Here is a 19,331-nt window from a genome sequence, read left to right as displayed (position 1 = left end):
TCGCCTGTCTGAGGAATAGGCTTGGCGAGCATTTGCGGGGACTGTGGCATCGGGCGCGCTCGACTTAAGCCCCTGCTCTATCCCAGCTTCTGCATGCGGCGGTAGATTTCGCAGATGCCCTTGATGGTGAGTTGGCCGTCTACCACGTCGAAGGCATCGGTCGAGCCGGCGACGATGCCGGCGAGGCCGCCCGTGGCGATAACGGTGGCATCGTCGCGGCCCAGCTCGCGCTTCATGCGCGCGACCAGGCCTTCGGCCATGGCGGCGGCGCCCATCACGGCGCCGACCTTGATGCACTCCTCGGTATCGCGGCCGATGGCGTGCTCGGGCGCCTCGAGCGGCACGCTGGCGAGCTTGGCGGCACGGGCGGCAAGCGCGTCCATGGAGATGCGAATGCCCGGCGCGATCGCTCCGCCAATGTAATAACCGTCCTCATCGATGACGTCGATATTGGTCGCGGTGCCAAAGTCCACCACGATCGCCGGCGCGCCATAGAAGGTCTCGGCAGCGACGGCGTTGGCGATGCGGTCGGCACCAACGGCCTGGGGGCGCGCCGCCCGCAGCTTGGTTACGGCGGCCGTCTGCGGCCCGATGACGATGGCGTCCGCGGCAATGCGGTCGGCCACGGCGTGCCACTCGCGCGAGAGCTGCGGCACCACGCCCGCAAAGGCGATCGCGTCGACCGCATCGAGCGAAAGGCCGTACATCTTAAAGAAACCCATCAGGCGCACATGGATCTCGTCGGCGGTATAGGAGCGGTCGGTGGGCATGCGCCACGACTGCACCAGCTCGTCTCCGTCAAACAGGCCCATGGCCGTCTGCGTGTTTCCCATATCGATAGCGAGCAGCATGTCTACTCCCGGTGTCGGCATAAAAGGACGCGCACCATTGTATACGTGCCGTCGACGGCGCTCGGCTGCGATTCGTTTACGGTGATAGGGGCTGAGGGGTTTAAATATGAAGGAATTATGCTCTACGAGATTTTCCTTGCCGTTTACCGAACTCCCGCGTAATATTCTTTCTTGCGCACATGAGGCGCCCAGACATTGCGGGGTGGAGCAGTCTGGTAGCTCGCCGGGCTCATAACCCGGAGGTCGTAGGTTCAAATCCTGCCCCCGCGACCAAGACTTTTAGCAGCTCAGAGGCATTGTTCCTCTGGGCTGTTTTCTTTTGGCTAAATAGTGCGGCGAAGAAATAGCGAAGAAAATAAGACGGAACCACGCACAAAGAAGCCTACCGGAGTGCAATAAAGCCAAACGCTGGTAAAAAAGACCGGACTAGCACGTAGAATCTTTCTTAGTGGAAAAGGCTATCAAGTGAGGGTCCGTATGCCGGGGAAGAAAGCCGATGCAGAAGCTTTTGCAAGCAGGTGGGCGAACAAGGGGATCGAGAACCAGGACACCCAGCGGTTCTGGATCGACTTCTATCAGAACGTTCTGGGCGTGGAGGATGCGGTCTCGAGACTTGAGTTCGAGAAGCCCGTTTCCACCGACGCAAGCGCGCACGATGGGTATATCGACGTCTTCATACCGTCGGCCAAAACCCTTATCGAGCAAAAGTCGCTGGGAATCGATCTTGCCAAGGAGGAGACGCGCCAGGGCCGCAAGGTGACGCCCGCGAAGCAGGGCAACGCCTACGCCCAGGGTATGCCGCTCTCGCAGCAACCGCGCTATATCATCGCCTGCAACTTCTCGGATTTCTGGGTCTTCGACCGCGAGAGAGATTCACTCTGCCGGGAGCCTCTCTTCAGGTTGTCGCTTGCCGAACTTCCGAAGAACCTCGCCGCCATCCAGTTCCTCAAGGGCGGGGCGGAGGCCCCGGCCACGATCTCCCGCGCCGTTTCCGTCGAGGCCGGCAAGATCATGTCGAAACTTCACGACCAGGTCGCCGAGGCGTTCGATGACCCCGACGCGCCCGAGAACCACCATGCGCTCTCCGTGCTCATGACGCGTCTCATGTTCCTCATGTTCTGCGAGGACTCGGGACTCGTGGCCCCCAACGCCTTCCGCGACTACGTCTCGCACTTCCAAGCGGGCGATCTCAGGCGAGGTCTCAAGGACTTGTTTGTTTGGCTCGACACCAAGGACGAGGACCGCGACAAATATGCCGAGTCCTGGCTGAAGAAACTGCCCTACATGAACGGTGGCCTCTTCCGCGAGAAGACGGAGATTCCGCCCCTGTCCGAGAACTTCCGCCATACGCTCATCGTCGAGGGGTGCCAGGAGTTTGATTGGTCGGGCGTGAGCCCCACGGTCTTCGGCTCCATCTTCGAGGGGGCGCTGTCCCATGACCACCGCCGCGCAAACGGCCAGCACTTCACGAGCCCCGAGAACATCCACAAGGTCATAGACCCGCTCTTCCTCGACGGCCTCAAGGCCGAGTTCGACGAGGCGTGCGCGAAGCCCGTCGCGGGCGGCGCGAGAACCCGTGCGCTCAAGGATCTTCACGAGAAGATCGGTGGCATCTCCATCCTCGATCCCGCTGCCGGATCGGGTAACTTCCTCACAGAGAGCTATCTCTGCTTAAGGCAGCTCGAGAACCGTATTCTCTTCGAGCTCCAGGGCGTGCAGGCGTCAATCAGTTTCGAGGAATCCGGAGACCGAGATGTTCTGGTGAGCCTAAGGAACTTCCATGGTATTGAGCTGGAGGACTTCGCTTGCTGCGTTGCCCGCACAGCGCTCTGGATCGCTGAGAAGCAGGCGGACGCTGACACCGCAAAAGTGACTCAGCGCGTCTACCAGGAGTTGCCGCTCAGGGACTACGAGGGCATCGTCAACGCGAACGCTCTCCGCATCGACTGGAACGATGTCGTCCCGTCTGATGAAGTTGACTACATTCTCGGAAACCCCCCATTTATCGGTAATGCGCGTCTCGAGGATTCCCAGAAAGAGGACCGTGCCAACATATTTGGGAAATCGGCCGGATCGCTGGATTATGTAGCTTGCTGGCATAAAACGGCCTCGGAGTATATGGCGGGACATCACATCCGTTGCGCCTTCGTCTCAACAAACTCTATCTGTCAGGGCCAGCAGGTTGAGCCCCTTTGGAAGCCCCTGTTCGAAAACGGGGTTCATATTGACTTCGCATATCCGACTTTTGAGTGGGACTCTCAGGCCTCAGATGAAGCGCACGTCCACGTAATCATCGTCGGCTTTTCAAGGGAGCACATAAAAGAAAAGGTGTTGTTCGATCGGGAAGGGACCCCAAAGGTTGTTGGCAACATAAATGGATATTTGGCCCCAATTAAAGATATGTTCGTATCTCGTCGTTCGCGGCCCCTCTGCGACGTTCTTCCAATGGTTAGAGGTTGCCAGCCAACCGATGATGGGAACCTGCTCCTTAGTGCAGAGGAAAGAGATGCCCTTGTCGCACGTGAGCCGGAAGCGGAGGGATTGATCCGCCCGTTTTCAATGGGTGCAGAGTACATAAAGGGTACTTCGAGATATTGCTTATGGATGGATGGCATCGACCCCGCAGTCCTCACAAAGATGCCGATCACGAGGGAGCGAGTGCAGCGTGTTCGCGAGTTTAGACTCACGTCTACAAAAGAGGCAACTCGTCGAAAAGCAGAGACTCCGTGGCTGTTCGATGAGGTAAGGCCGCCTCAGGAAAAGAGTTACATTGCCTTCCCCGCTGTGTCCTCGGGCAGGAGGAAGTATGTCCCAACGGGTTTTGTAACCAACGGAATGATTCCCGGAAATAAGATTTACTACGTAGACGGTGGCGGACTATATGAATTTGGAATACTAACAAGTGCTATCCACAACTGCTGGATGCGTGCGGTCTGTGGGCGTTTGAAAAGTGACTTCAACTATTCCAATACGATCGTATACAACAACTTCATTTGGCCGAATTTGACAGATTCGCATAGGGCCGAAATTGAAATGTGCGCCCAGGCCGTCCTTGATGCCCGCAGCTCACATCAGGGGTCAACTCTCGCCGACATGTACGACCCAGACAACGAGTTTCTCTTTCCGGATCTCATGAAAGCGCATGCGGAGCTTGATGCAGCAGTTGAATCGGCGTATGGCGTCGACTTTAATGGCGACGAAAACAAGATCGTCGCTCATCTGTTCAACCTGTATGCCGAAAAGGTCGGTGAGTAGCGTGAAGGGGAGTGCCGTAAAGCCGAAAGAGGGAGCGGAGCTATCCGATCCCGATTCCGTGGAGGAGGGTATCAGGGACCTAAAGGCCGAAGCTGATCGGCAGGAGGAGGAAGCCCAGAGATATGCCATTGCTTTCCTGAAAAAGGTGATGAGGCTGAAGGGCGTGGCGATCGAGCGCGACCGTTTCCTCCGTTCTGAGTTCCGGAAGCGAGGCGTCTCGGAAGAGCGAGTGGAGCTCGCGATTTCAGCAAGTCCGGCTGCCGCTGGGGTGGATTCCAACCTTGTCGACTCTATTGCTATGGACGTTATTGATTTCGAGACGAAGAAATCGACCGTTCTTTCGTTCTCCGCGGGATTACCCGGCGGGTTAGCGATGCTCGGAACGATCCCGGCGGACGTGACGCAGTACTATGTCCACGCCTTTCGAATCATGCAGAAACTGGCGTATCTCTACGGCTGGCAGTCCTTCATCGACGATTGCGACGAGATGGACGATGAGACCTTGGCGGCTTTTGCCCTTCTCCTGGCCGTGATGGTCGGAGTGAGCGGGGCCAACTCCGCGTTGACGGCGTTTTCCAAAACGGTCCAGTCGAATATCGCCAAGAAGGTCGCCAACAAGGCTCTTACGCAGACAAGCTACTACCCGATCATCAAAAAGGTTCTTGCCGGAATCGGCGTCAAAATCACCAAAAGCAGTTTCGGCGACGCGGTGAGCAAGGTCGTTCCGGTCGTCGGCGGTCTCGTCTCGGGAGGCCTCACGTTCGTCAGCCTCAAGGGCGGGTCGAGGAGACTTGCAGGGGAGCTCAGGTCATTGCCGCAGGCGACAGGTCCCTTGACCGCAGCGGCGGTTGATTCTTTTACTGATTTTGCCGAAATGAAGGGGATGATGAGCGATGACGATGCCCAAATGGCATGAGACCATGCGGCCCATCCTTGAAGCGCTGGCGCATGTCGATGGATATCTGGCAGGCAACGACCTCCAGGATGCCGTGGCGATCGAATTCGACATGACCGATGACGAACGGGCCGAGCGTCTCAAGAGCGGCCAGTCGAGACTCTACAACCGCGTGTACTGGGGTATCACCGATTTGGAGAAGGCTAAGCTCCTGGAATACGGCGAGAAGAAGGGAACCTACCGTATCACCGATGCCGGCAGGACGTACCTCTCTGATTATCCCGGACCCATTACAGCCAAGGGTCTCTATGAGAACTGCATGGCATTCAAGAAGTGGAAAGACGGCTATCAGGCCGCAAGCAAGGCCAAAAACGCTTCAGAGCCCGAGGGCGTTTCGACGCTGGAGGACCAGGAGTCCCCTCAGGAGGCGATGGAGTCTGCCTACGGCGAGATTCGCGACGCGCTCGCCGACGACCTCATTTCGATCATCATGGGAAAAGATCCGTATTTCTTCGAGCACCTGGTCGGAAAGCTGCTCGTGGCGATGGGTTACGGCGAGAGCCTGGACTCCCGTGCCGACGTCACCAAAAAGAGTGGTGACGAGGGGATAGACGGCGTCGTCCGTGAGGACCGACTCGGATTTGGAACCATCTGCTACCAGGCTAAGCGGTGGGATCCGCAAAGGACGGTCGGACGGCCGGAGGTTCAGGCATTCGTCGGGGCGCTTTCCGGAAAGGGCGTATCGAAGGGCCTTTTCATCACCACGGCTCGCTTCTCCAAGGATGCCCGCAAATATGCTGAGGGCCTCCTGGGGCAGACGGTCGTGCTCGTCGACGGCCCCGCGCTCGCCGGCCTCATGATCGACTACGGCGTCGGCGTGAGCACGAGACAGGTCTACGAGATCAAGGCCGTTGACACGGATTTCTTCGAGGAATGACTGTCTTGGTAAGTTTGTCTGCGGACCCGGGCCACATCAGCGGTTGCTAGATCAGCCTGCCCTGAAGCCGTTCGTTGGGCATTTCGTCGCGCCGGGTAGGACCTTGATCCCGTTGCCGTCGTAGCCGTGCCAGCATGCCCCGATCCCCGCGTCGTCCGGGGACACGGTCCAGTAGCGGCAGTAACGGCAACGCGCTTCGTTCTTGTCGGGTGCCAGCAAGTCGCCAAAGGCCTCGGCCGCAGCGCGCTTTGCACTGTCGTCCGTATGAGAATAGCGTTTCAGCATTTCGACTGTCTTATGGCCGGTAATCTGCATCGTCGTCGCCATGTCGACATGGCAGTCCCTTTGCAAGATGCTGGTCGCGGTATGGCGCAGTCCGTGTATTGTGATCTCCGGCGGCAGATTGTAATTGTGCTTCTGTAGCCTGAACCACTTCTCGAACGATGTCTTAAGGGTGTGCTTGCCCCGCCTCGCCTGAACGATGGGGGTCGATCCAGTCTGGCTCAGGCCGACGCGTTCGAGCTGGGCCGCCTGCAATTCCTTCCACTCTGCTAGGACGTCGACCAATATCGGGGGGCAGGGGTCGTTCCTCACGTCCCCCGTTTTTGTCTCCTTGGTCTCCTGGCTATCCTTTTTCATCGCCTTGCTGATGCGGAGGGTGCCGCTGGAATAATCCGCCCAGGTCAATGCGAGCATTTCCGATAAACGTGCGGCGGTGCACAGGCAGATAAGGAGGCCGACGCTCTTCGCCTCAAGCCCTTTGTCAAGCACGGACCCGATGAATGCGCGGCACTCATCAACCGATAGGGCATATTTCTCCTCGGTGTCCCTTTTGGGTTTGTCGACATCCTTGCAGGGGTTCGAGCCAATGTAGCCGTATACGACCGCTCGGTCGAAGACCAGGGACAGGGTGCTGTGTATGTGCTGGAGGTACGTGCCACTGACGGGCGCCGCCCCACCGTTGCGGCGGTCGTTGCTCCGGAGGCCGGAGTACATGGCGTTAATGTCCTTGGGCCCGATGGCGCTTATTGGCATGCTTCCGATATACGGATCGATTCTCTTCAGGTGGGTGCGGTAGTCCTTGATGGTCCGTTCTGTGACCGCCTTCTGTTTCTCTCGGTCGGCGACGAAATTCGCCGCGAATGTCCGGAAGGGCTCCGCCTCCTCCTTCGCCTTGGCATCTTTTTTCATCCTATGGGCGGGCACCTCGGCGGCGGTGCCGCCGTGGTAGATGAAGTCGTTGATCTCCTTGATTGCCGCGATAGCCTCTGCCTCTGATGGGAAGTTTTCGTTGTAGACGCCGTACTTTCCGGTTTTCTCGTTGAACCCGAGGGGGAACTTGATCTGGGCCCGTCCGTCTTTGTAGACACTGTAGGAGCCCTTGTTGCGCGGGACCTTGGCCATCTCTTTCCTTTCCGGTTATCGATATAGGACACGGCGAATCCTTCAAGCGTGAGGGCGTCGCCCTCGGAATGCCCTTTTGCCCTGCGTCTCCACTCGGGCACGTCTTGGGGAAGGCCTCCATGATAGACATAGTCGTTGATGGCCTTGATCAGCGCGATGGCCTCGGCCTCCGAAGCGACCTCTTCGCGATATTCGTCGTAACGCTTCTTGCGCTCATTCCAGCCGAGCGGATACTTTACCTGCCAGGAGTTGCCGCCCGCTCTAGATGCGTAGCTTCCCTTGTTACGAGGCACCGTCGCCATGCCAACAGACCCCCTATTGAATAAAAATAGTTGCCACGCCGGCGACGGCAAACGCGAGCGCCGCGAACAGAAGCCCGAAACCGATCGACGACATAGCCAAGTCGCGCCAAGACGCCTCGACCATCGAGCCCCGATCCCCGAGCTTCCTGCGGACCACTTGATACAGCAAGGTTGCGGTGGCGACCGCCAGCCACACCGCGCCCGCGATGATAAACGGATTCATCTAGAGCCCCGCCTTTCGATTCGAATACTGCGTCCTGCACGACGGGGAACAGAACTCGCGCCTCTTCCCCCTGGTTTTGACCAAAATGCCGTTTCCGCAATTTTTGCACGTCGTGGGGACACAGCCGTATCGGTAGAAGATAGCCCCGAACATCGCCGCCGCCGTCGAGTGGAAATGGTATCTGGGCACCGGCACATCATCGAAGATCGAAGGCCCGCCTACAGACCACCCAAGTCGATCGCCGTCCTTCGTCGTCAGCCCGGCCAGCATTTTGGCAACGGACTCCACGAAGGCAATGGCCTCGTCTCTCTGGGTACCCCCGTCATCGATACCGAGATACAGCTGGGTCTTCTCGACCTCCGGCTTCCAGCCGATGTCGAAAAACGGTGCGCCCTCGCCGGTCTTTATCTGCGCGGTTATCAAAACCGCGTTGGGAACCGATCCGAAAAGAACCTTACTCTTTCTCGGCCTAAGATCGAGGATGCGCGTCTCAAGCGGATTAATGACCATATAGGAAAAGACGTTCTTGAACCACTTGGTCGAGTAGTTGAGAGTCATATCGAAGGAGGAATTGTGCTGGAACGGCAGAACGTAATAGGAGTCCTTGAGCTCCCCAGTAATCCACCAGCGACGTTTCTTTTCGAAGCGCTTGAACCCGCTTTTCTCAAGGACGTTCTCATGCCCCGACATGATGTTTGCGATCAACCTGAGCAGAACCGAACCGAGATTTCGGCATAGGACGACGTCCCTCAAGGGTTCAATCACAACGACGCAGCCGGGATCTTCTTCCCGCCATTTCTTCAACTCGTCAAGACCGTTGGACTCAATAAGCCCATGGCGATTGAGGTCGCGAGCAATGGAGGCCTGAGAGGGATAGAGTGACGAAGCACTGCCCGTCGTAGACATCCCCTCAAGGCACAGCTGGAGATAGAGGAAGTCTTCGTCACAACGGGTGAAACCACGCTCGCCGCCGACGGACTCCTCCACGACCTCGATGGCCTCGTCGATAGACAACCGCCTATTCTCCTCTTTATAGATGCTGCGGTCGATGAGGGGACCAGACTCCGAAATGGCCGTGACGAGCTCGTCGAGAGTGCCCCAGCGCATGAGGCGCTCCGCAAGTTCGAAGTCCATTGGAGCCGACTTCTCCGCCGCCTCAACCCCACGAACCACCTCGACCAGGGAGTGGAATCCGGTGCTTCGGTTCCTCGCGATGAATACTTTTCTAGCCATTACTTAATCAACTTTCTAAATAAAGCTTTATAGCGATGTTGGTTTCAACTTTAGCCTTTATCTATATCTCATTTCAATTTGATTTTTATTTTACCTTGTTTCTCTTTGTTAAGAGTGTACAATGGAATTAACGAAAAGAGAGGAGGTATATATGGACAAGCTTCTGACCCTCGAGGAGTGCGCGCCCATCCTGCGCTGTAGCTATTCCAAGGTGTATAAGATCGCGCGCGCCGGCACGTTGCCGTTCAAGCAGATTGGCAACGCATGGCTCATTCCGCGCTCCAAGCTCTACGCCGCTCTCGGCCTCGCCATTGACGACGAGGGCGGCGAAAAGAAAGGCCGCTAGCTCCCCGACCAAAGTTCGCTAGCGACCGACTGCCCCCTAATCTACGATAAGGAGAACCATGAAGGATTATAGCGGCCTCAACGCCGCGCGCTTGCGCACGCTCCTGCGCGAGCACGATCTCGACCATCCGCTCACGGATATGGACCTCGCGCTCCGCATCCTCGACATCGAGAGCCGCCTCGACGGCATCCGCGAGGATATGATCGCCGTCGACACCACACTTCAGGACCACGGCATTGAAGTCCATTATTCCTGGGAGGCCTAGCATGGCCGCCCCAGATAATGCCCGGTCCGTTCCCGGCGCGCCCGTGCCGCAGCCGCAGGAGAAGAAGGCCCCGACCGTTCATCAGGTGGTCGCGGCCATTATGTCCGATGGCATTCCGCTTGCCTACAACGAGCTCGCCGACGCGACCTTCGCGCTCGGCCCCACGCCCTGGAACGGCGTCAAGGGCGTCCGCTCCTGGACGCCGCTGGACGACGCCGAGCTCTATGCTCACCTCCAGGACACAATTGGCCTGCGCTCCGACAAGACTCTCGACCATGCCATGACCATCGTCGCCTATGGTAACTCGTTCAATCCGCTGACGCAGATGCTCGACGGCCTCAAGTGGGATGGCGAGAAGCGCGCCGGCACCCTGCTGCACACCTACCTCGGCGCGGACGACTCCCCGCTCACGGTTGCAATCGAGCGCCTGTTTCTCTGCGGTGCCGTGAAGCGCGCCTTCCATCCTGGTTGCAAGTTCGACTACACCATGGTACTTGCCGGCCGTGGCGGTATCGGAAAGTCGACTTTCGCGCGCCGCATCGCCCTCGACGACCGCTACTTCTGCGACAGTATCTACGACCTCGGTAACATCAAGGCAACGGGCGAGGCCCTGCGCGGCAAGTGGGTTGTTGAGCTCGCCGAGCTGACTGGAATCAGCGGCCGCTCGCTTGAGGCGGTGAAGGCCGGCCTAGTGCGCCAGACGGACACCTTTCGCGTAGCCTACGGCAAGCGGTCGACGGACTTCCAGCGCCGCTGTGTCTTCGTCGCTACGACCAATACCATCGGCTTCATCGCCGAGAAGTCGTCCGGCGCGCGCCGTTTTCTCCCCGTACTCTGCGGCACGGTCGAGCCTACGAAATCGGTGCACTCAGCTGAGTTTGCCCACGACGCGCGCCAGGCTATGGCCGAGGTCGTCTACTGGATGAAGTCCGGCGACCCGCGCTTCAGCGCGGTGCTTTCGGCCGAGATGGAGGGGGAAGCAGCGAAGCGCCGCGAGGGCTTCCTCGAGGAGGACCCGCGCACGGACGCCATCAACAGCTATCTCATCGCCCATCGCGACCATCCGGTTTGCACTCACGAGATCGCCGACTACGCCCTCCGCCAGGAGTTCACGCAGAAGCTCGCCAAGGACATCAGCGCCATCCTCACCGACCAGTGTCCTGGATGGCGCTTCGATGGAAAGCGCAAGTGCGGCCCCTACGGCAAGCAGCGGTGCTGGGTTTACGACCCCCGGCGCTAGTGCCAGCGGTGCCGATGTCAATGGCCGCCGGCACCGCTGACGCTACGGTTAGCTGGGATTTTCCGCGCGGTGCCGATGGTGCCGCGCCAAGCCCAGGATTTTTGCGTGCGGTTGAGGCGACCGCCGGATAGATTTCATCGACCAATCGGCACCATCGGCACCGTCATGCCGAGCCGCCCTTCCGACCAGCAGCGAACCGAAATACCTGTTATTTGCAGACCGGCACCGACCGGTACCGGTCTGCCTCTCCAAGAAAGGAACGATTCATGAACACTCTCGAAGAGAAGATCGCCCGCATTCCCGTCCCTGGTTACGCCCGTCGTCATGACGGCTACCCCAACCCGCTTCTCAAACGCGAGGTTGATGCGCGCATCGAGCGTCTGTTTGGCACTTCGACCATGACTGCCCTCGACTATATTCGCGCGGCTGACCCGGATATTCGCTTCTCGCCGGCAACCGTCCACGTTCACGGTCTGGGCATCAGGCTTATCGAGCGCGGTGGGGTTCTCTACATGGTTTCCAAGGCCTTTGCCGAACTCAACGGAAGCAACGTCCCCGGATGCGGTCTCCAGCTCATTGTAGGCGGCGACTACGACCAGGTGGGCATCCTCTATACCGCCGGAATTGACGCGAGCGGGCCGGAGGAGGCTTTCGCGCGGACCGCGTATCTCGTCGAGCTCGGCGTGCCCTGCGATCCTCTTGCTGTCGTCCCCGCCTATCTCCAGCCCCACATGCCCGTGAAGAGCCCGCGCAACATGTACCTTCTCTCTAAATACGGTGCCGACCTCGAACGCGCCTGGAAGTTCCATGAGTAGCAAGGCGAGGGATGGGCGCGTATACGTCAGGGTCAGCAGCGAGGAGCGCGCCGCCATCGTCCGTCGCGCCCGTGCGGCAGGTCTGAACGCGAGCGAGTACATGCGGAGGCGCTCGCTCGTCGACGGTGACCGGCCCGTGATTGAGACCGACGCTGAGACATTGAAACTGCTGTACCGCGATCTCAGGCTAGCGGGGTCCAACCTGAATCAGCTGTCGCGTGAGGTCCACATCACGCATGATCCTGGCCGTATCGCCCCGTTCCTCGATGCCGCGCTCGTAAAGGTCGGAGACGCAGCCGATGCCGTATCGGGCTTTCTTGCCGACGCGAGGAATGTATAGGAAGGGGATTTTCATGAACGATCTCAAGTTCAACGCGGTTCTTTCGGCTTCTTTCGCCGCCGCCCTCACCGTCGCATGCTATCCACTGACGGCACCCGTAATCTCCTGCGTTTTCGATTCACTCCCGGTCGATTGGCTCTCCTGGCTCGACTCCATCGGCTTAGACATGTGGTCGGCCTTCTGGCTCTCGGGAGCATGGCTCGGCCATATCCCGTTCATGTTCGCCGCGTTCTGCCTCCTCTTTCTCTTCCTCCTCGGCTATGTGGCCGCTAAGGACGCCGGGCGGACCCGAAGCGTCGACGACGGCATATACGGCGACGCCCACGTTGTCCGGGGCGCGGCGGGGCTCAACCGGGCTAACGATTTCTGGGATGGTCGCGGAACGCCGGCGAAGGCCGGCCTCGTCCTCGGCGCGACAGCAAAGGGTTATTGGTTCGATTCGTCCGTGCCTCATGCTCTGACCTGCGGAAAGACAGGTTCCGGCAAGACCCAGCTGCAGGTGCTGGAGACAATGCACCTGACGCTTGCGGCCGGATGGAACGTCGTCTCGACCGGCAAACCGGAGGTGCTTGAGCTCACGGCCGAAAAGGCGCGGGAGCTCGGCTACGAGATCGTCGTCCTTGATTTGACGGGATATCCGGGTGCCAGCCGGTACAACCCCATCGGGCTCGTCGCCGATGCCGTCGAGGCGGGCGACACCGATGCCGCAGTGAGGACTGCCCGGCAGGTTGCCGTCGATCTCATTCCCCTCGGCGGGGAGAAGAACACCTATTTCCCCAAGGCCGCGCGCAACATGCTCGCCGCCTGCATCCTCGTCGTCTGCACGGCCGACGTCCCGCGTAAACAGAAGAACCTTACGAGCGTCGCCGCGCTCGTCGAGCGCGGGACCGCCGGCGACGACCCGAAGGATCCGTCTGCTTCCCTCAAGGACTACATCCGCGGACTCGGCCCGACGCACCCGGCGTTCTCGCCGGCGTCCGACCTCCTCGGGGACGGCGGGGCGACGACGGCGGGCAAGAACGTCGTGTCCACCCTCAAGGAGGCCCTGAGCATCTTCTCGGACGGGGCGCTCCGCGCCGTGACGTCCGAGAGCAGCGTGTCGATCCGCGACCTCATCGAGAGGAAGACGGCCGTGTACATCGAGATGCTCGACGAGGGGGACCCGTACGGCGTCGTCTATACCTGTTTCCTCAACCAGTGGTGGCAGGTGGCGCAGCAAGTATGCAAGGAGAGCGGCGGCCGGATGCCGCACGAGACGGCTCTCGTGCTCGATGAGATCGGCAACCTTAACGTCAAGGTGGCGTGCCTGCCGGCCATCGCCACACTCGGACGAAGCATGAGAATCCATGAATACCTCTTCGTTCAGAATCTCAAGCAGCTGAATTCGTACAACGAACCCGGCGACGGCGGGGCCGGACGCGACAAGCTGGTCGGCTCCGTCGGCACCAAGGTCGCCCTGTCGCTTTCGGAGCCCGAGGATTTCAAGTTCTTCACCTCGCTCGTCGGAAAGCGCACGGTGCGCTCGATGGGGACGTCCAGCCAGAAGGGCCAGGGCCGCACGTCCGTTGGAACGAGCTACAACGAGGCGGCCGTCCCCCTGATCAACGAGTGGGAGTGGCAGCAGCGCATCCCCATCCGCGACGGCCTCATCGCCGTCAAAGGTGGTGAGAACTCGAAGCCCGGGCGCGAGGGCGTGTTCGAGTTCCCGCTCGACTACGCCAGCCGCACCCCGGCGGGCCCGTTCTTCGGGCTTGGCGACGAGCAGGCCGAGCGTGCGAAGCGGGTCACTTACTACACCCGTGCCAAGGCCGCAGCGGAGGGCGATGCGTACGAGGTTCCGGAGCCGTGGTGCCCCGAGTTCGAAGCCGGCAACGGAGCGGACGATGACGAGGTCGCGCCCGACGACGTGTTCAAGGCGGACGAGGACAACGCGACCCTTTCGGACGAGTGGGCCGCATGGGACGAGTAGGGGGACGGACATGACGGCTATCAAGCAGGTGGCGATCACGAGCGCGCAGCACATGAAGAGTTTGTCGGGCTATCTCGACCGAACGAGCGAGAAGCACGATGCGCTCGACTTCGACTCGCAGAACCTCAACGAACCGGAGAACTGGGCCAGGGAGATGGACCGTACGCGCGAGGCCTACGGCCACAACGAGCCCGGCCGCAAGGGCTCGAAATGCACCTACTGCTACCACCAGATCATCGCGTTCAACCCTGACGAGTGCGACGTCAACGGGGGAAAGATGTCCAGGGATGGCTGCATGGAGTTCGCCCGGGAGTGGGTTGCCCGCTACTACCCGAACCAGGAGGCGGCGTGGGCGCTCCATCTGGAGCACTCGAAGGACGGGACCGACCGGTACGCCGTCCATATCGCCATCAACCGGACCGACCTCTCGACCGGAAAGCGCCTCAACGACGGCAGGTCGTCCCGTCAGAAGACCCTCCACGCGGCGAGGATGCGCGAGATGGACGAGCGTTGGGGGCTCTCCCAGCTTGAGCGCGGGGCGCGCAACAGCCGCGTTCACGCCCGGCAGGAGTCGAGGGGCGAGCGGCGGGCCCGCGAGATCGGCTCGAAGGCAGCCCCGGGCTTCGAGACCGACCAGGACCATGTGCGCCGGGTCGTGCGCGAGAGCGTTCGCGAGGTCGCGGCGTCCGGCGCGCCGAACAGGATGCGCGCGCTCAACGAGGCCTTGGAGCGGAGGGGCGTCCACATGCGCCTCAGCCGCGACCGGAACCTCGGGGAGCGCGACCTCGTCTTCGAGTACCGCCCGACATACGACCGCAGGGATGCGCGCGGGCGCGCCGTCAGGAAGGCCGCGATCAGCGGCCGCAAGCTCGGTCGCGGCTTCACGAGGGGCGGCATACAGCACGCCCTGGGCATCGGTGCCGCCGTCTACCGGATGGCGGAGAGGTCGATGGACGACGGCCGGGACAACGAAATGTAGAAGGGTGCGAGATGCGCCCGGCGAGAGGAGTAATGGCTATGGAAATCAACATCAAGCTCGATGCCAAGCTCAAAATGCGCGATGGCATAGCCGAGCTGAGGCTTACCGACAATGTTCCGGATTCTCCCTGGTACCAAGATGGCGCGGGGAGGGATTTCTTCGACGCTCTCTGCCGCGTCGATGGAGATGGCGGGGGATTCCGCGTGCGCCGCGCTTCCGGTCACACGGCCGTCCTCGTGGTGCGCGACACGGGCATCGATACCGGTTGGGCGAACGAGCGACAAGCTTAATCGGCACATCTTGAAGAGGGGCCTTGGCCCCTCTTCTCGTCTCCCGGGACCGGAACGCAACAGGCGTCCCGCAAGCCCGGGGGACGGCCCCGCAGGGCAAGATATCTGTGCGTACGCGGAGGCTGCAAGTCGCCGCGTACGCACAGATACACATCTTGCATGTCCCGAGAAACGTGGGGCGAATAGCAGGAGTGCAACGGGACAGGTGAGCGGAGGTGCAGTGATGGCGACCCATGGGAGCCATCGAACGGAGCCGGAGCGAGAGCCGGCGGGGCGTGTGACACGGCGGGGCGATCGCGAGTTGAAGCCGAGTGATTGGCCCGCCGTTCACGGCCCGCCGGCGGCAGCCCGGGGTTCCAAGGGGACTCGTCCCTTTGGCGCACAGGGGTCCGGGGACGACGCGAAGCGTCCCTGGGAGACGCCGCGAGGGACACGCCGTCGCCGGCATGCCCGTGCGGGCGGCGGCCGGGGCTACTCCGCCCCGGCCGTGAAGACCGTCCGGCCCGTCTCGCAGTCGATGGTCTCGGCGTCCCCGAAACCGACCCGGACGGCCGCCCATCCGCCGGCGGCTGCCAGCGCGTCGGCCTCGGACCTCGCGGCGGCAATGATGCGCTCGAGCTCGGCCGAGCCCGCCGGCGCGGTCCCCACCTCGAACGCGCCGCCGTCGCCGCCCGACTCGTACTCGACGACGACCGTCGAGCCGAGGGCCTCCTCGAGGGTCTCGCTCAGGCCGCCCATGCCGCCGAGGGCGTGCTCGGCGACCGTGGCCAGCGGGTAGCGGGCCATCCCGGACGCCGCCGAGCGGTCGGCCATCCGGACCGTGCCGGCGGCCTCGAGCGCCTCGAGGAGCGCCGCGGGCGCGTCGGCGTCTATGGCGATGTTGCCCCGCCCGCGGCACCACTCGGCGGCCGCCGGCACGTTCGCCGTGAGCACGCCCCACTCGGCCATGTAGCCATCGGAGCGCGGGTCCGTGGCGTCGAGGAGGAGGACGGCCAGGCCGCCGTCCACGTACTCCCCGGCCACGAGGGCGAGGCGGACCGCCTCGCCCATGGAGTCGAACTCGACCGTCACCATGCGGCTACCCCCTCCTGACGGCGCTGAGCGGCTTCGGGGAGAAGTGCTCGTCGCGCTCGACGGCGGCAAACCCCATCTGGCGGTTCAGCTCCTCCATCTCCTTGATGCTGAAGTAGCCGAGCTCGTCGTCGTAGCCCTCGACGAGGCCGAACGCCTCGTCCGTTCCGTCGAACTCGAGCAGCCACCAGTCCCATCCGTTCACGCACGAGAAGTAGTGGGCGTAGACCGTGGGGTCCTCCGCCCCGTCCTGCTCGTAGAGCCTCGGCACCGTCTTGGCGATTTTCTCGGTCATCAGCTGCTGCATGTCTTCCTCCGTTCCGGGCACATGGCCCTCAACATCTCGCCCCTGCGGGCAAAGCCGAATGGCGACGCCGCGCGTCGTCGTCGGCTTTGCTCCCTGCAAAGCCATGCCGGAGCGAAGGCCTGTCAAGGTCCTCCATGACGGCCTCCACCAACCGGAGCGGAGCGGAGGTTTGTGCGGGGCCTCATGGAGCGGCCTTTACAGGGCGCAGCGGAGGCATCACCCGGCCACGGAGCCGTGGCCGCCGTCGGCGGATGCCGTAAAATGTAAAACGCTGTTTATGCTGGCCCGAACAGCACCTGCTATCATCGCCTTTCTCGCATAGAGAGGATTGTTTCGGCATGGAAGAACGTCATGTCACGACGGGGGACGGGCCGAGCGAAGCCGCTCAGCGGCTCATGGACGGTATCGGGGTATTCTCCGAGATCGAGGATTATGGCAGAAGGATTGAAGTCCTCGCCGAGGCCATGTCGGTCGGGATCAGGATCGCGGACTACGAACTGCTCGCGGCATGCGGTGCGCTCCTCGCGGCGACGAGGAACCGGAGCGAGTGGACCGGAGCTTGGCTCTAGCCGACGTCACCCTCTGCGTTCCGCATGACGACCCAACCCGCGTTCACCGGACGCGCGTGTCGGCAGGCGGTGCGGAAACGTCGTTCTTCGAGCGGGTGTTCTCGAACGCCCAGACCCACCATCGCAGGCGGTCATCTGCCCCGTGAATGGGGTCCTCCCTGTGGTAGTGCTCCAGCATGAGCTGAGTGGTCCAGCCGCCGAAGCGCACCGTGTAGACCGCCGTCTGCGCGTCGTGGATGACCGCGCCGAAGGGGTCTATTCGAATGATTTCGTCGATCGTGAAGCCGCGGCCGTCCGGCCAGCAGACGCGGACAGGCACCGTCGTTCCGTCGGCGTTAGTGCGGGCGTAGACGTCTACGTACTGCTTATGGACGCGTCTGCCGGGCTTGTCGCCGTTGGCGCGAACGGTGATGCCGCCGCCGAAGTCCTTTGTGTGGCCTATCACTCGGGCATCACCGCCATGCCGCCACCGCGCTCGACGAACCAGTCGCCGTGCTCCCACCAGACCGTTTTGCGCTGCTTCGCGATGCAGACGTCGTAACGCACACAGAGGTTACCGAAGATGGCGCGGCCGAACTCCTGGCGGGCGTAGATGCTCTCAACCTTCCAACTGCGGCCGTCCGGCCAGTGGATGGTGACGGGATCGGACGGGCCGTGGTCGGGGTCGTCCGCGCCGTTGGCGTCCACGGGGATGTAGATGCGCTGTGCATCGGTGGGTATGCCGCAGGTTCCCGCAAGCGAGTGCTTTTTCATGATCATGCGCGTACCCCCGAACATCCGTTTGTATCTCACGGGCTTCATTGTCGAACGAATGTTCTTGATTGTAAAGCGAACGTGGTGTGGGGGTTCGGTGTGCGGTGTCCGGACGGAGGGGCATGGATGTATCGCGTGGAAAGCGCCCGCGATCCGGAAGACCCGCGTCTTGGTATCATTTTGCCATCCTTGGGGAAGGAAGAATGCCATGACTCAGCTCTATGAGATAGACGGGTACCACTATATAGTCGACCTGACGCCCTATTTCGTTCTCGGCGTGCTGGTCATAGCCCTGGTCTGTGCAATCGCGGTCCTGGTTCGCAGGATTCTGGCGAGCCCCTTTAGGTATCCCTACTACGTGGCCCGCTTCGATGTGTCTGGCAGGCCAACTACGTGAAGACGTCCTACAAGGTGTCGATGGATGATTCCGAGCTTGACGTGAACTGGGAGTGGATCGTCGAGCGCCGTATCCGCCTCGCCGCCATCAACGACGAGGCGACGCTCAGGGACTATCACGCCAAGAACCAGCGAAGGCTGATGACGAAGCAGCTGCGCGAGCAGATCGCCCGCCGGGACAACTACACCTGCCAGATATGCGGGAAATACATGCCGGACGGCGTGGGCCTGCACGTCGACCATATCGTGCCGGTCGCGAAGGGCGGCAAGACCGTTCCATCCAACCTGCAGGTGCTCTGCTCGAAATGCAACGGGCGGAAGGGCACACGGTAGCGGCGCGTTGCAGACACGCGCTATTCGTCGAAGAAATCGGTGTCAACGGCCTTGATCTCGTAGACCTGTCTCGTGCTCACGCCGACGCCGTAGTCGATCATGAGGCCGCGCAGCGGAGGTGCAACCCGGTCGCGGGGCCGTGGGCACATCTCGGCGGATGCCGAGTTTGGTTTCCCAGCGCGTTTTCCCCGGAACGTAAACTATGGTTTACGTCTGCTGTGCAGGTATTCCTATGCTCTTGGCTGGGATCGAGGAGGAAGGATGTCCATGAACCCCGATAAGGATGTTAATAGCCCGAACATCAGCCAGGAGGCGCGCCGGATCGCGAACGCAATCGGGGCGTTCGGCGACCTTGGCACCGCTGACCGTCTCAATCTCCTGGCTGAGCTCATGCAGATGGCGACGACATTGGCGGACTACGAGCTCTTTGCGGTGTGCGGGGCCCTGCTCGCGGCCACCCGCGTCCGCGCCGAGTGGTGGGATGCCGCCAGATCGTCCTGGCTGTAGGCCATTGACCTCGCCGGCTCGCGGCGCAGCGCTCAGGCGAGCTATTCAATC

At 61.3% G+C, this 19,331-nt stretch carries 23 protein-coding genes and 1 tRNA gene; 16 read left to right on the top strand and 8 right to left on the bottom strand.

The window, feature by feature from the left end; all coding sequences use genetic code 11:
- Window positions 1–77: 77 nt before the first annotated feature.
- Window positions 78–851, bottom strand: a complete 774-nt coding sequence (locus ABHU32_RS04940; RefSeq protein WP_346979230.1) for a type III pantothenate kinase — start codon at window positions 849–851, stop codon at window positions 78–80.
- A gap of 196 nt (window positions 852–1,047) precedes the next feature.
- On the opposite strand from ABHU32_RS04940, the gene ABHU32_RS04935 reads away from it, so the two are divergent.
- The 4 genes from ABHU32_RS04935 to ABHU32_RS04920 all read left to right on the top strand — a co-directional run bounded on the left by ABHU32_RS04935 (window position 1,048) and on the right by ABHU32_RS04920 (window position 5,938).
- A tRNA-Met gene (locus ABHU32_RS04935) sits at window positions 1,048–1,124 on the top strand.
- 204 nt (window positions 1,125–1,328) lie between these two features.
- A complete protein-coding gene (locus tag ABHU32_RS04930; RefSeq protein ID WP_346979229.1) occupies window positions 1,329–4,106 on the top strand; it encodes a class I SAM-dependent DNA methyltransferase in 2,778 nt (925 codons plus the stop codon).
- Window positions 4,099–5,022 carry a hypothetical protein gene (locus ABHU32_RS04925; RefSeq protein WP_346979228.1) on the top strand — a complete coding sequence of 308 codons (924 nt, stop codon included), beginning with the start codon at window positions 4,099–4,101 and terminating at the stop codon, window positions 5,020–5,022. The genes ABHU32_RS04930 and ABHU32_RS04925 overlap by 8 nt, the downstream gene beginning before the upstream one ends.
- A gap of 4 nt (window positions 5,023–5,026) precedes the next feature.
- Window positions 5,027–5,938 carry a restriction endonuclease gene (locus tag ABHU32_RS04920; protein ID WP_346979226.1) on the top strand — a complete coding sequence of 304 codons (912 nt, stop codon included), beginning with the start codon at window positions 5,027–5,029 and terminating at the stop codon, window positions 5,936–5,938.
- 51 nt (window positions 5,939–5,989) lie between these two features.
- Here the strand turns inward: ABHU32_RS04920 and ABHU32_RS04915 are convergent, their stop codons facing one another.
- The 3 genes from ABHU32_RS04915 to ABHU32_RS04905 form a co-directional block, all read right to left on the bottom strand.
- A complete protein-coding gene (locus ABHU32_RS04915; protein WP_346979225.1) occupies window positions 5,990–7,342 on the bottom strand; it encodes a tyrosine-type recombinase/integrase in 1,353 nt (450 codons plus the stop codon).
- A 315-nt stretch (window positions 7,343–7,657) separates the two neighbouring features.
- Window positions 7,658–7,867, bottom strand: a complete 210-nt coding sequence (locus tag ABHU32_RS04910; protein WP_346979224.1) for a hypothetical protein — start codon at window positions 7,865–7,867, stop codon at window positions 7,658–7,660.
- A complete protein-coding gene (locus ABHU32_RS04905; protein ID WP_346979223.1) occupies window positions 7,868–9,100 on the bottom strand; it encodes a hypothetical protein in 1,233 nt (410 codons plus the stop codon).
- A gap of 151 nt (window positions 9,101–9,251) precedes the next feature.
- Here ABHU32_RS04905 and ABHU32_RS04900 point away from each other — a divergent pair, with 151 nt between their 5' ends.
- The 8 genes from ABHU32_RS04900 to ABHU32_RS04865 all read left to right on the top strand — a co-directional run bounded on the left by ABHU32_RS04900 (window position 9,252) and on the right by ABHU32_RS04865 (window position 15,344).
- Complete coding sequence (locus tag ABHU32_RS04900; RefSeq protein ID WP_346979221.1) at window positions 9,252–9,446, top strand: helix-turn-helix domain-containing protein; 195 nt, start codon at window positions 9,252–9,254, stop codon at window positions 9,444–9,446.
- A gap of 58 nt (window positions 9,447–9,504) precedes the next feature.
- Window positions 9,505–9,711 carry a hypothetical protein gene (locus ABHU32_RS04895; protein ID WP_346979219.1) on the top strand — a complete coding sequence of 69 codons (207 nt, stop codon included), beginning with the start codon at window positions 9,505–9,507 and terminating at the stop codon, window positions 9,709–9,711.
- Window position 9,712: 1 nt separating this feature from the next.
- Window positions 9,713–10,951 carry a VapE domain-containing protein gene (locus ABHU32_RS04890; protein ID WP_346979218.1) on the top strand — a complete coding sequence of 413 codons (1,239 nt, stop codon included), beginning with the start codon at window positions 9,713–9,715 and terminating at the stop codon, window positions 10,949–10,951.
- Between the two features lie 266 nt (window positions 10,952–11,217).
- Window positions 11,218–11,766, top strand: a complete 549-nt coding sequence (locus tag ABHU32_RS04885; protein ID WP_346979217.1) for a hypothetical protein — start codon at window positions 11,218–11,220, stop codon at window positions 11,764–11,766.
- Window positions 11,759–12,106 (top strand): plasmid mobilization protein, encoded by a 348-nt coding sequence (locus tag ABHU32_RS04880; protein WP_346979216.1) that lies wholly within the window; start codon window positions 11,759–11,761, stop codon window positions 12,104–12,106. Before ABHU32_RS04885 ends, ABHU32_RS04880 begins: the two co-directional genes overlap by 8 nt.
- Before the next feature lie 13 nt (window positions 12,107–12,119).
- Entirely contained in the window at window positions 12,120–14,075 is a 1,956-nt protein-coding gene (locus tag ABHU32_RS04875; protein ID WP_346979214.1) for a type IV secretory system conjugative DNA transfer family protein, read from the top strand.
- Window positions 14,076–14,085: 10 nt separating this feature from the next.
- On the top strand, window positions 14,086–15,054 hold the full coding sequence (locus ABHU32_RS04870) for a relaxase/mobilization nuclease domain-containing protein (protein ID WP_346979213.1): 969 nt from the start codon (window positions 14,086–14,088) through the stop codon (window positions 15,052–15,054).
- Between the two features lie 38 nt (window positions 15,055–15,092).
- Window positions 15,093–15,344 (top strand): hypothetical protein, encoded by a 252-nt coding sequence (locus tag ABHU32_RS04865; RefSeq protein WP_346979212.1) that lies wholly within the window; start codon window positions 15,093–15,095, stop codon window positions 15,342–15,344.
- A gap of 471 nt (window positions 15,345–15,815) precedes the next feature.
- Here the strand turns inward: ABHU32_RS04865 and ABHU32_RS04860 are convergent, their stop codons facing one another.
- Together ABHU32_RS04860 and ABHU32_RS04855 are read right to left on the bottom strand one after the other, a co-directional pair.
- Window positions 15,816–16,418: a hypothetical protein gene (locus ABHU32_RS04860; RefSeq protein WP_346979210.1), complete on the bottom strand. Its 603-nt coding sequence runs from the start codon at window positions 16,416–16,418 to the stop codon at window positions 15,816–15,818.
- Window positions 16,419–16,422: 4 nt separating this feature from the next.
- Window positions 16,423–16,722 carry a DUF2958 domain-containing protein gene (locus ABHU32_RS04855; protein ID WP_346979208.1) on the bottom strand — a complete coding sequence of 100 codons (300 nt, stop codon included), beginning with the start codon at window positions 16,720–16,722 and terminating at the stop codon, window positions 16,423–16,425.
- 338 nt (window positions 16,723–17,060) lie between these two features.
- Between ABHU32_RS04855 and ABHU32_RS04850 the strand changes: the two genes are divergently transcribed.
- On the top strand, window positions 17,061–17,291 hold the full coding sequence (locus ABHU32_RS04850) for a hypothetical protein (RefSeq protein ID WP_117847931.1): 231 nt from the start codon (window positions 17,061–17,063) through the stop codon (window positions 17,289–17,291).
- A gap of 43 nt (window positions 17,292–17,334) precedes the next feature.
- On the opposite strand, the gene ABHU32_RS04845 is transcribed toward ABHU32_RS04850, so the two are convergent.
- Window positions 17,335–17,736 carry a hypothetical protein gene (locus ABHU32_RS04845; protein ID WP_346979206.1) on the bottom strand — a complete coding sequence of 134 codons (402 nt, stop codon included), beginning with the start codon at window positions 17,734–17,736 and terminating at the stop codon, window positions 17,335–17,337.
- On the bottom strand, window positions 17,733–18,050 hold the full coding sequence (locus tag ABHU32_RS04840; RefSeq protein WP_346979205.1) for a hypothetical protein: 318 nt from the start codon (window positions 18,048–18,050) through the stop codon (window positions 17,733–17,735). The genes ABHU32_RS04845 and ABHU32_RS04840 overlap by 4 nt, the downstream gene beginning before the upstream one ends.
- Window positions 18,051–18,252: 202 nt before the next feature.
- On the opposite strand from ABHU32_RS04840, the gene ABHU32_RS04835 reads away from it, so the two are divergent.
- The 3 genes from ABHU32_RS04835 (at window position 18,253) to ABHU32_RS04825 (ending at window position 19,280) form a co-directional block, all read left to right on the top strand.
- Window positions 18,253–18,441, top strand: a complete 189-nt coding sequence (locus tag ABHU32_RS04835; RefSeq protein ID WP_346979204.1) for a hypothetical protein — start codon at window positions 18,253–18,255, stop codon at window positions 18,439–18,441.
- A 20-nt stretch (window positions 18,442–18,461) separates the two neighbouring features.
- Window positions 18,462–18,773 (top strand): HNH endonuclease, encoded by a 312-nt coding sequence (locus tag ABHU32_RS04830; protein WP_346979203.1) that lies wholly within the window; start codon window positions 18,462–18,464, stop codon window positions 18,771–18,773.
- A gap of 267 nt (window positions 18,774–19,040) precedes the next feature.
- Window positions 19,041–19,280, top strand: coding sequence for a hypothetical protein (locus ABHU32_RS04825; protein ID WP_346979202.1), 240 nt, complete (start codon window positions 19,041–19,043; stop codon window positions 19,278–19,280).
- The last annotated feature ends 51 nt before the right edge of the window (window positions 19,281–19,331 follow it).

It is taken from the genome of Collinsella aerofaciens, from assembly GCF_039758965.1.
In the GTDB taxonomy this organism is placed as follows: domain Bacteria; phylum Actinomycetota; class Coriobacteriia; order Coriobacteriales; family Coriobacteriaceae; genus Collinsella; species Collinsella aerofaciens_BR.
The sequence above is the reverse complement of the archived record's forward strand: the minus strand, read 5'-3'. Positions and strand labels throughout refer to the sequence as shown.

Coding starts and splice junctions, on each gene's coding strand:
- ABHU32_RS04825 (WP_346979202.1), top strand. CDS start 19,041: ATGAACCCCGATAAGGATGTTAATAGCCCGAACATCAGCCAGGAGGCG.
- ABHU32_RS04875 (WP_346979214.1), top strand. CDS start 12,120: ATGAACGATCTCAAGTTCAACGCGGTTCTTTCGGCTTCTTTCGCCGCC.
- ABHU32_RS04900 (WP_346979221.1), top strand. CDS start 9,252: ATGGACAAGCTTCTGACCCTCGAGGAGTGCGCGCCCATCCTGCGCTGT.
- ABHU32_RS04885 (WP_346979217.1), top strand. CDS start 11,218: ATGAACACTCTCGAAGAGAAGATCGCCCGCATTCCCGTCCCTGGTTAC.
- ABHU32_RS04855 (WP_346979208.1), bottom strand. CDS start 16,722: ATGCAGCAGCTGATGACCGAGAAAATCGCCAAGACGGTGCCGAGGCTC.
- ABHU32_RS04830 (WP_346979203.1), top strand. CDS start 18,462: ATGGATGATTCCGAGCTTGACGTGAACTGGGAGTGGATCGTCGAGCGC.
- ABHU32_RS04850 (WP_117847931.1), top strand. CDS start 17,061: ATGGAAGAACGTCATGTCACGACGGGGGACGGGCCGAGCGAAGCCGCT.
- ABHU32_RS04890 (WP_346979218.1), top strand. CDS start 9,713: ATGGCCGCCCCAGATAATGCCCGGTCCGTTCCCGGCGCGCCCGTGCCG.
- ABHU32_RS04930 (WP_346979229.1), top strand. CDS start 1,329: ATGCCGGGGAAGAAAGCCGATGCAGAAGCTTTTGCAAGCAGGTGGGCG.
- ABHU32_RS04910 (WP_346979224.1), bottom strand. CDS start 7,867: ATGAATCCGTTTATCATCGCGGGCGCGGTGTGGCTGGCGGTCGCCACC.
- ABHU32_RS04840 (WP_346979205.1), bottom strand. CDS start 18,050: ATGATCATGAAAAAGCACTCGCTTGCGGGAACCTGCGGCATACCCACC.
- ABHU32_RS04905 (WP_346979223.1), bottom strand. CDS start 9,100: ATGGCTAGAAAAGTATTCATCGCGAGGAACCGAAGCACCGGATTCCAC.
- ABHU32_RS04915 (WP_346979225.1), bottom strand. CDS start 7,342: ATGGCCAAGGTCCCGCGCAACAAGGGCTCCTACAGTGTCTACAAAGAC.
- ABHU32_RS04865 (WP_346979212.1), top strand. CDS start 15,093: ATGGAAATCAACATCAAGCTCGATGCCAAGCTCAAAATGCGCGATGGC.
- ABHU32_RS04880 (WP_346979216.1), top strand. CDS start 11,759: ATGAGTAGCAAGGCGAGGGATGGGCGCGTATACGTCAGGGTCAGCAGC.
- ABHU32_RS04940 (WP_346979230.1), bottom strand. CDS start 851: ATGCTGCTCGCTATCGATATGGGAAACACGCAGACGGCCATGGGCCTG.
- ABHU32_RS04895 (WP_346979219.1), top strand. CDS start 9,505: ATGAAGGATTATAGCGGCCTCAACGCCGCGCGCTTGCGCACGCTCCTG.
- ABHU32_RS04870 (WP_346979213.1), top strand. CDS start 14,086: ATGACGGCTATCAAGCAGGTGGCGATCACGAGCGCGCAGCACATGAAG.
- ABHU32_RS04835 (WP_346979204.1), top strand. CDS start 18,253: ATGACTCAGCTCTATGAGATAGACGGGTACCACTATATAGTCGACCTG.
- ABHU32_RS04920 (WP_346979226.1), top strand. CDS start 5,027: ATGCGGCCCATCCTTGAAGCGCTGGCGCATGTCGATGGATATCTGGCA.
- ABHU32_RS04860 (WP_346979210.1), bottom strand. CDS start 16,418: ATGGTGACGGTCGAGTTCGACTCCATGGGCGAGGCGGTCCGCCTCGCC.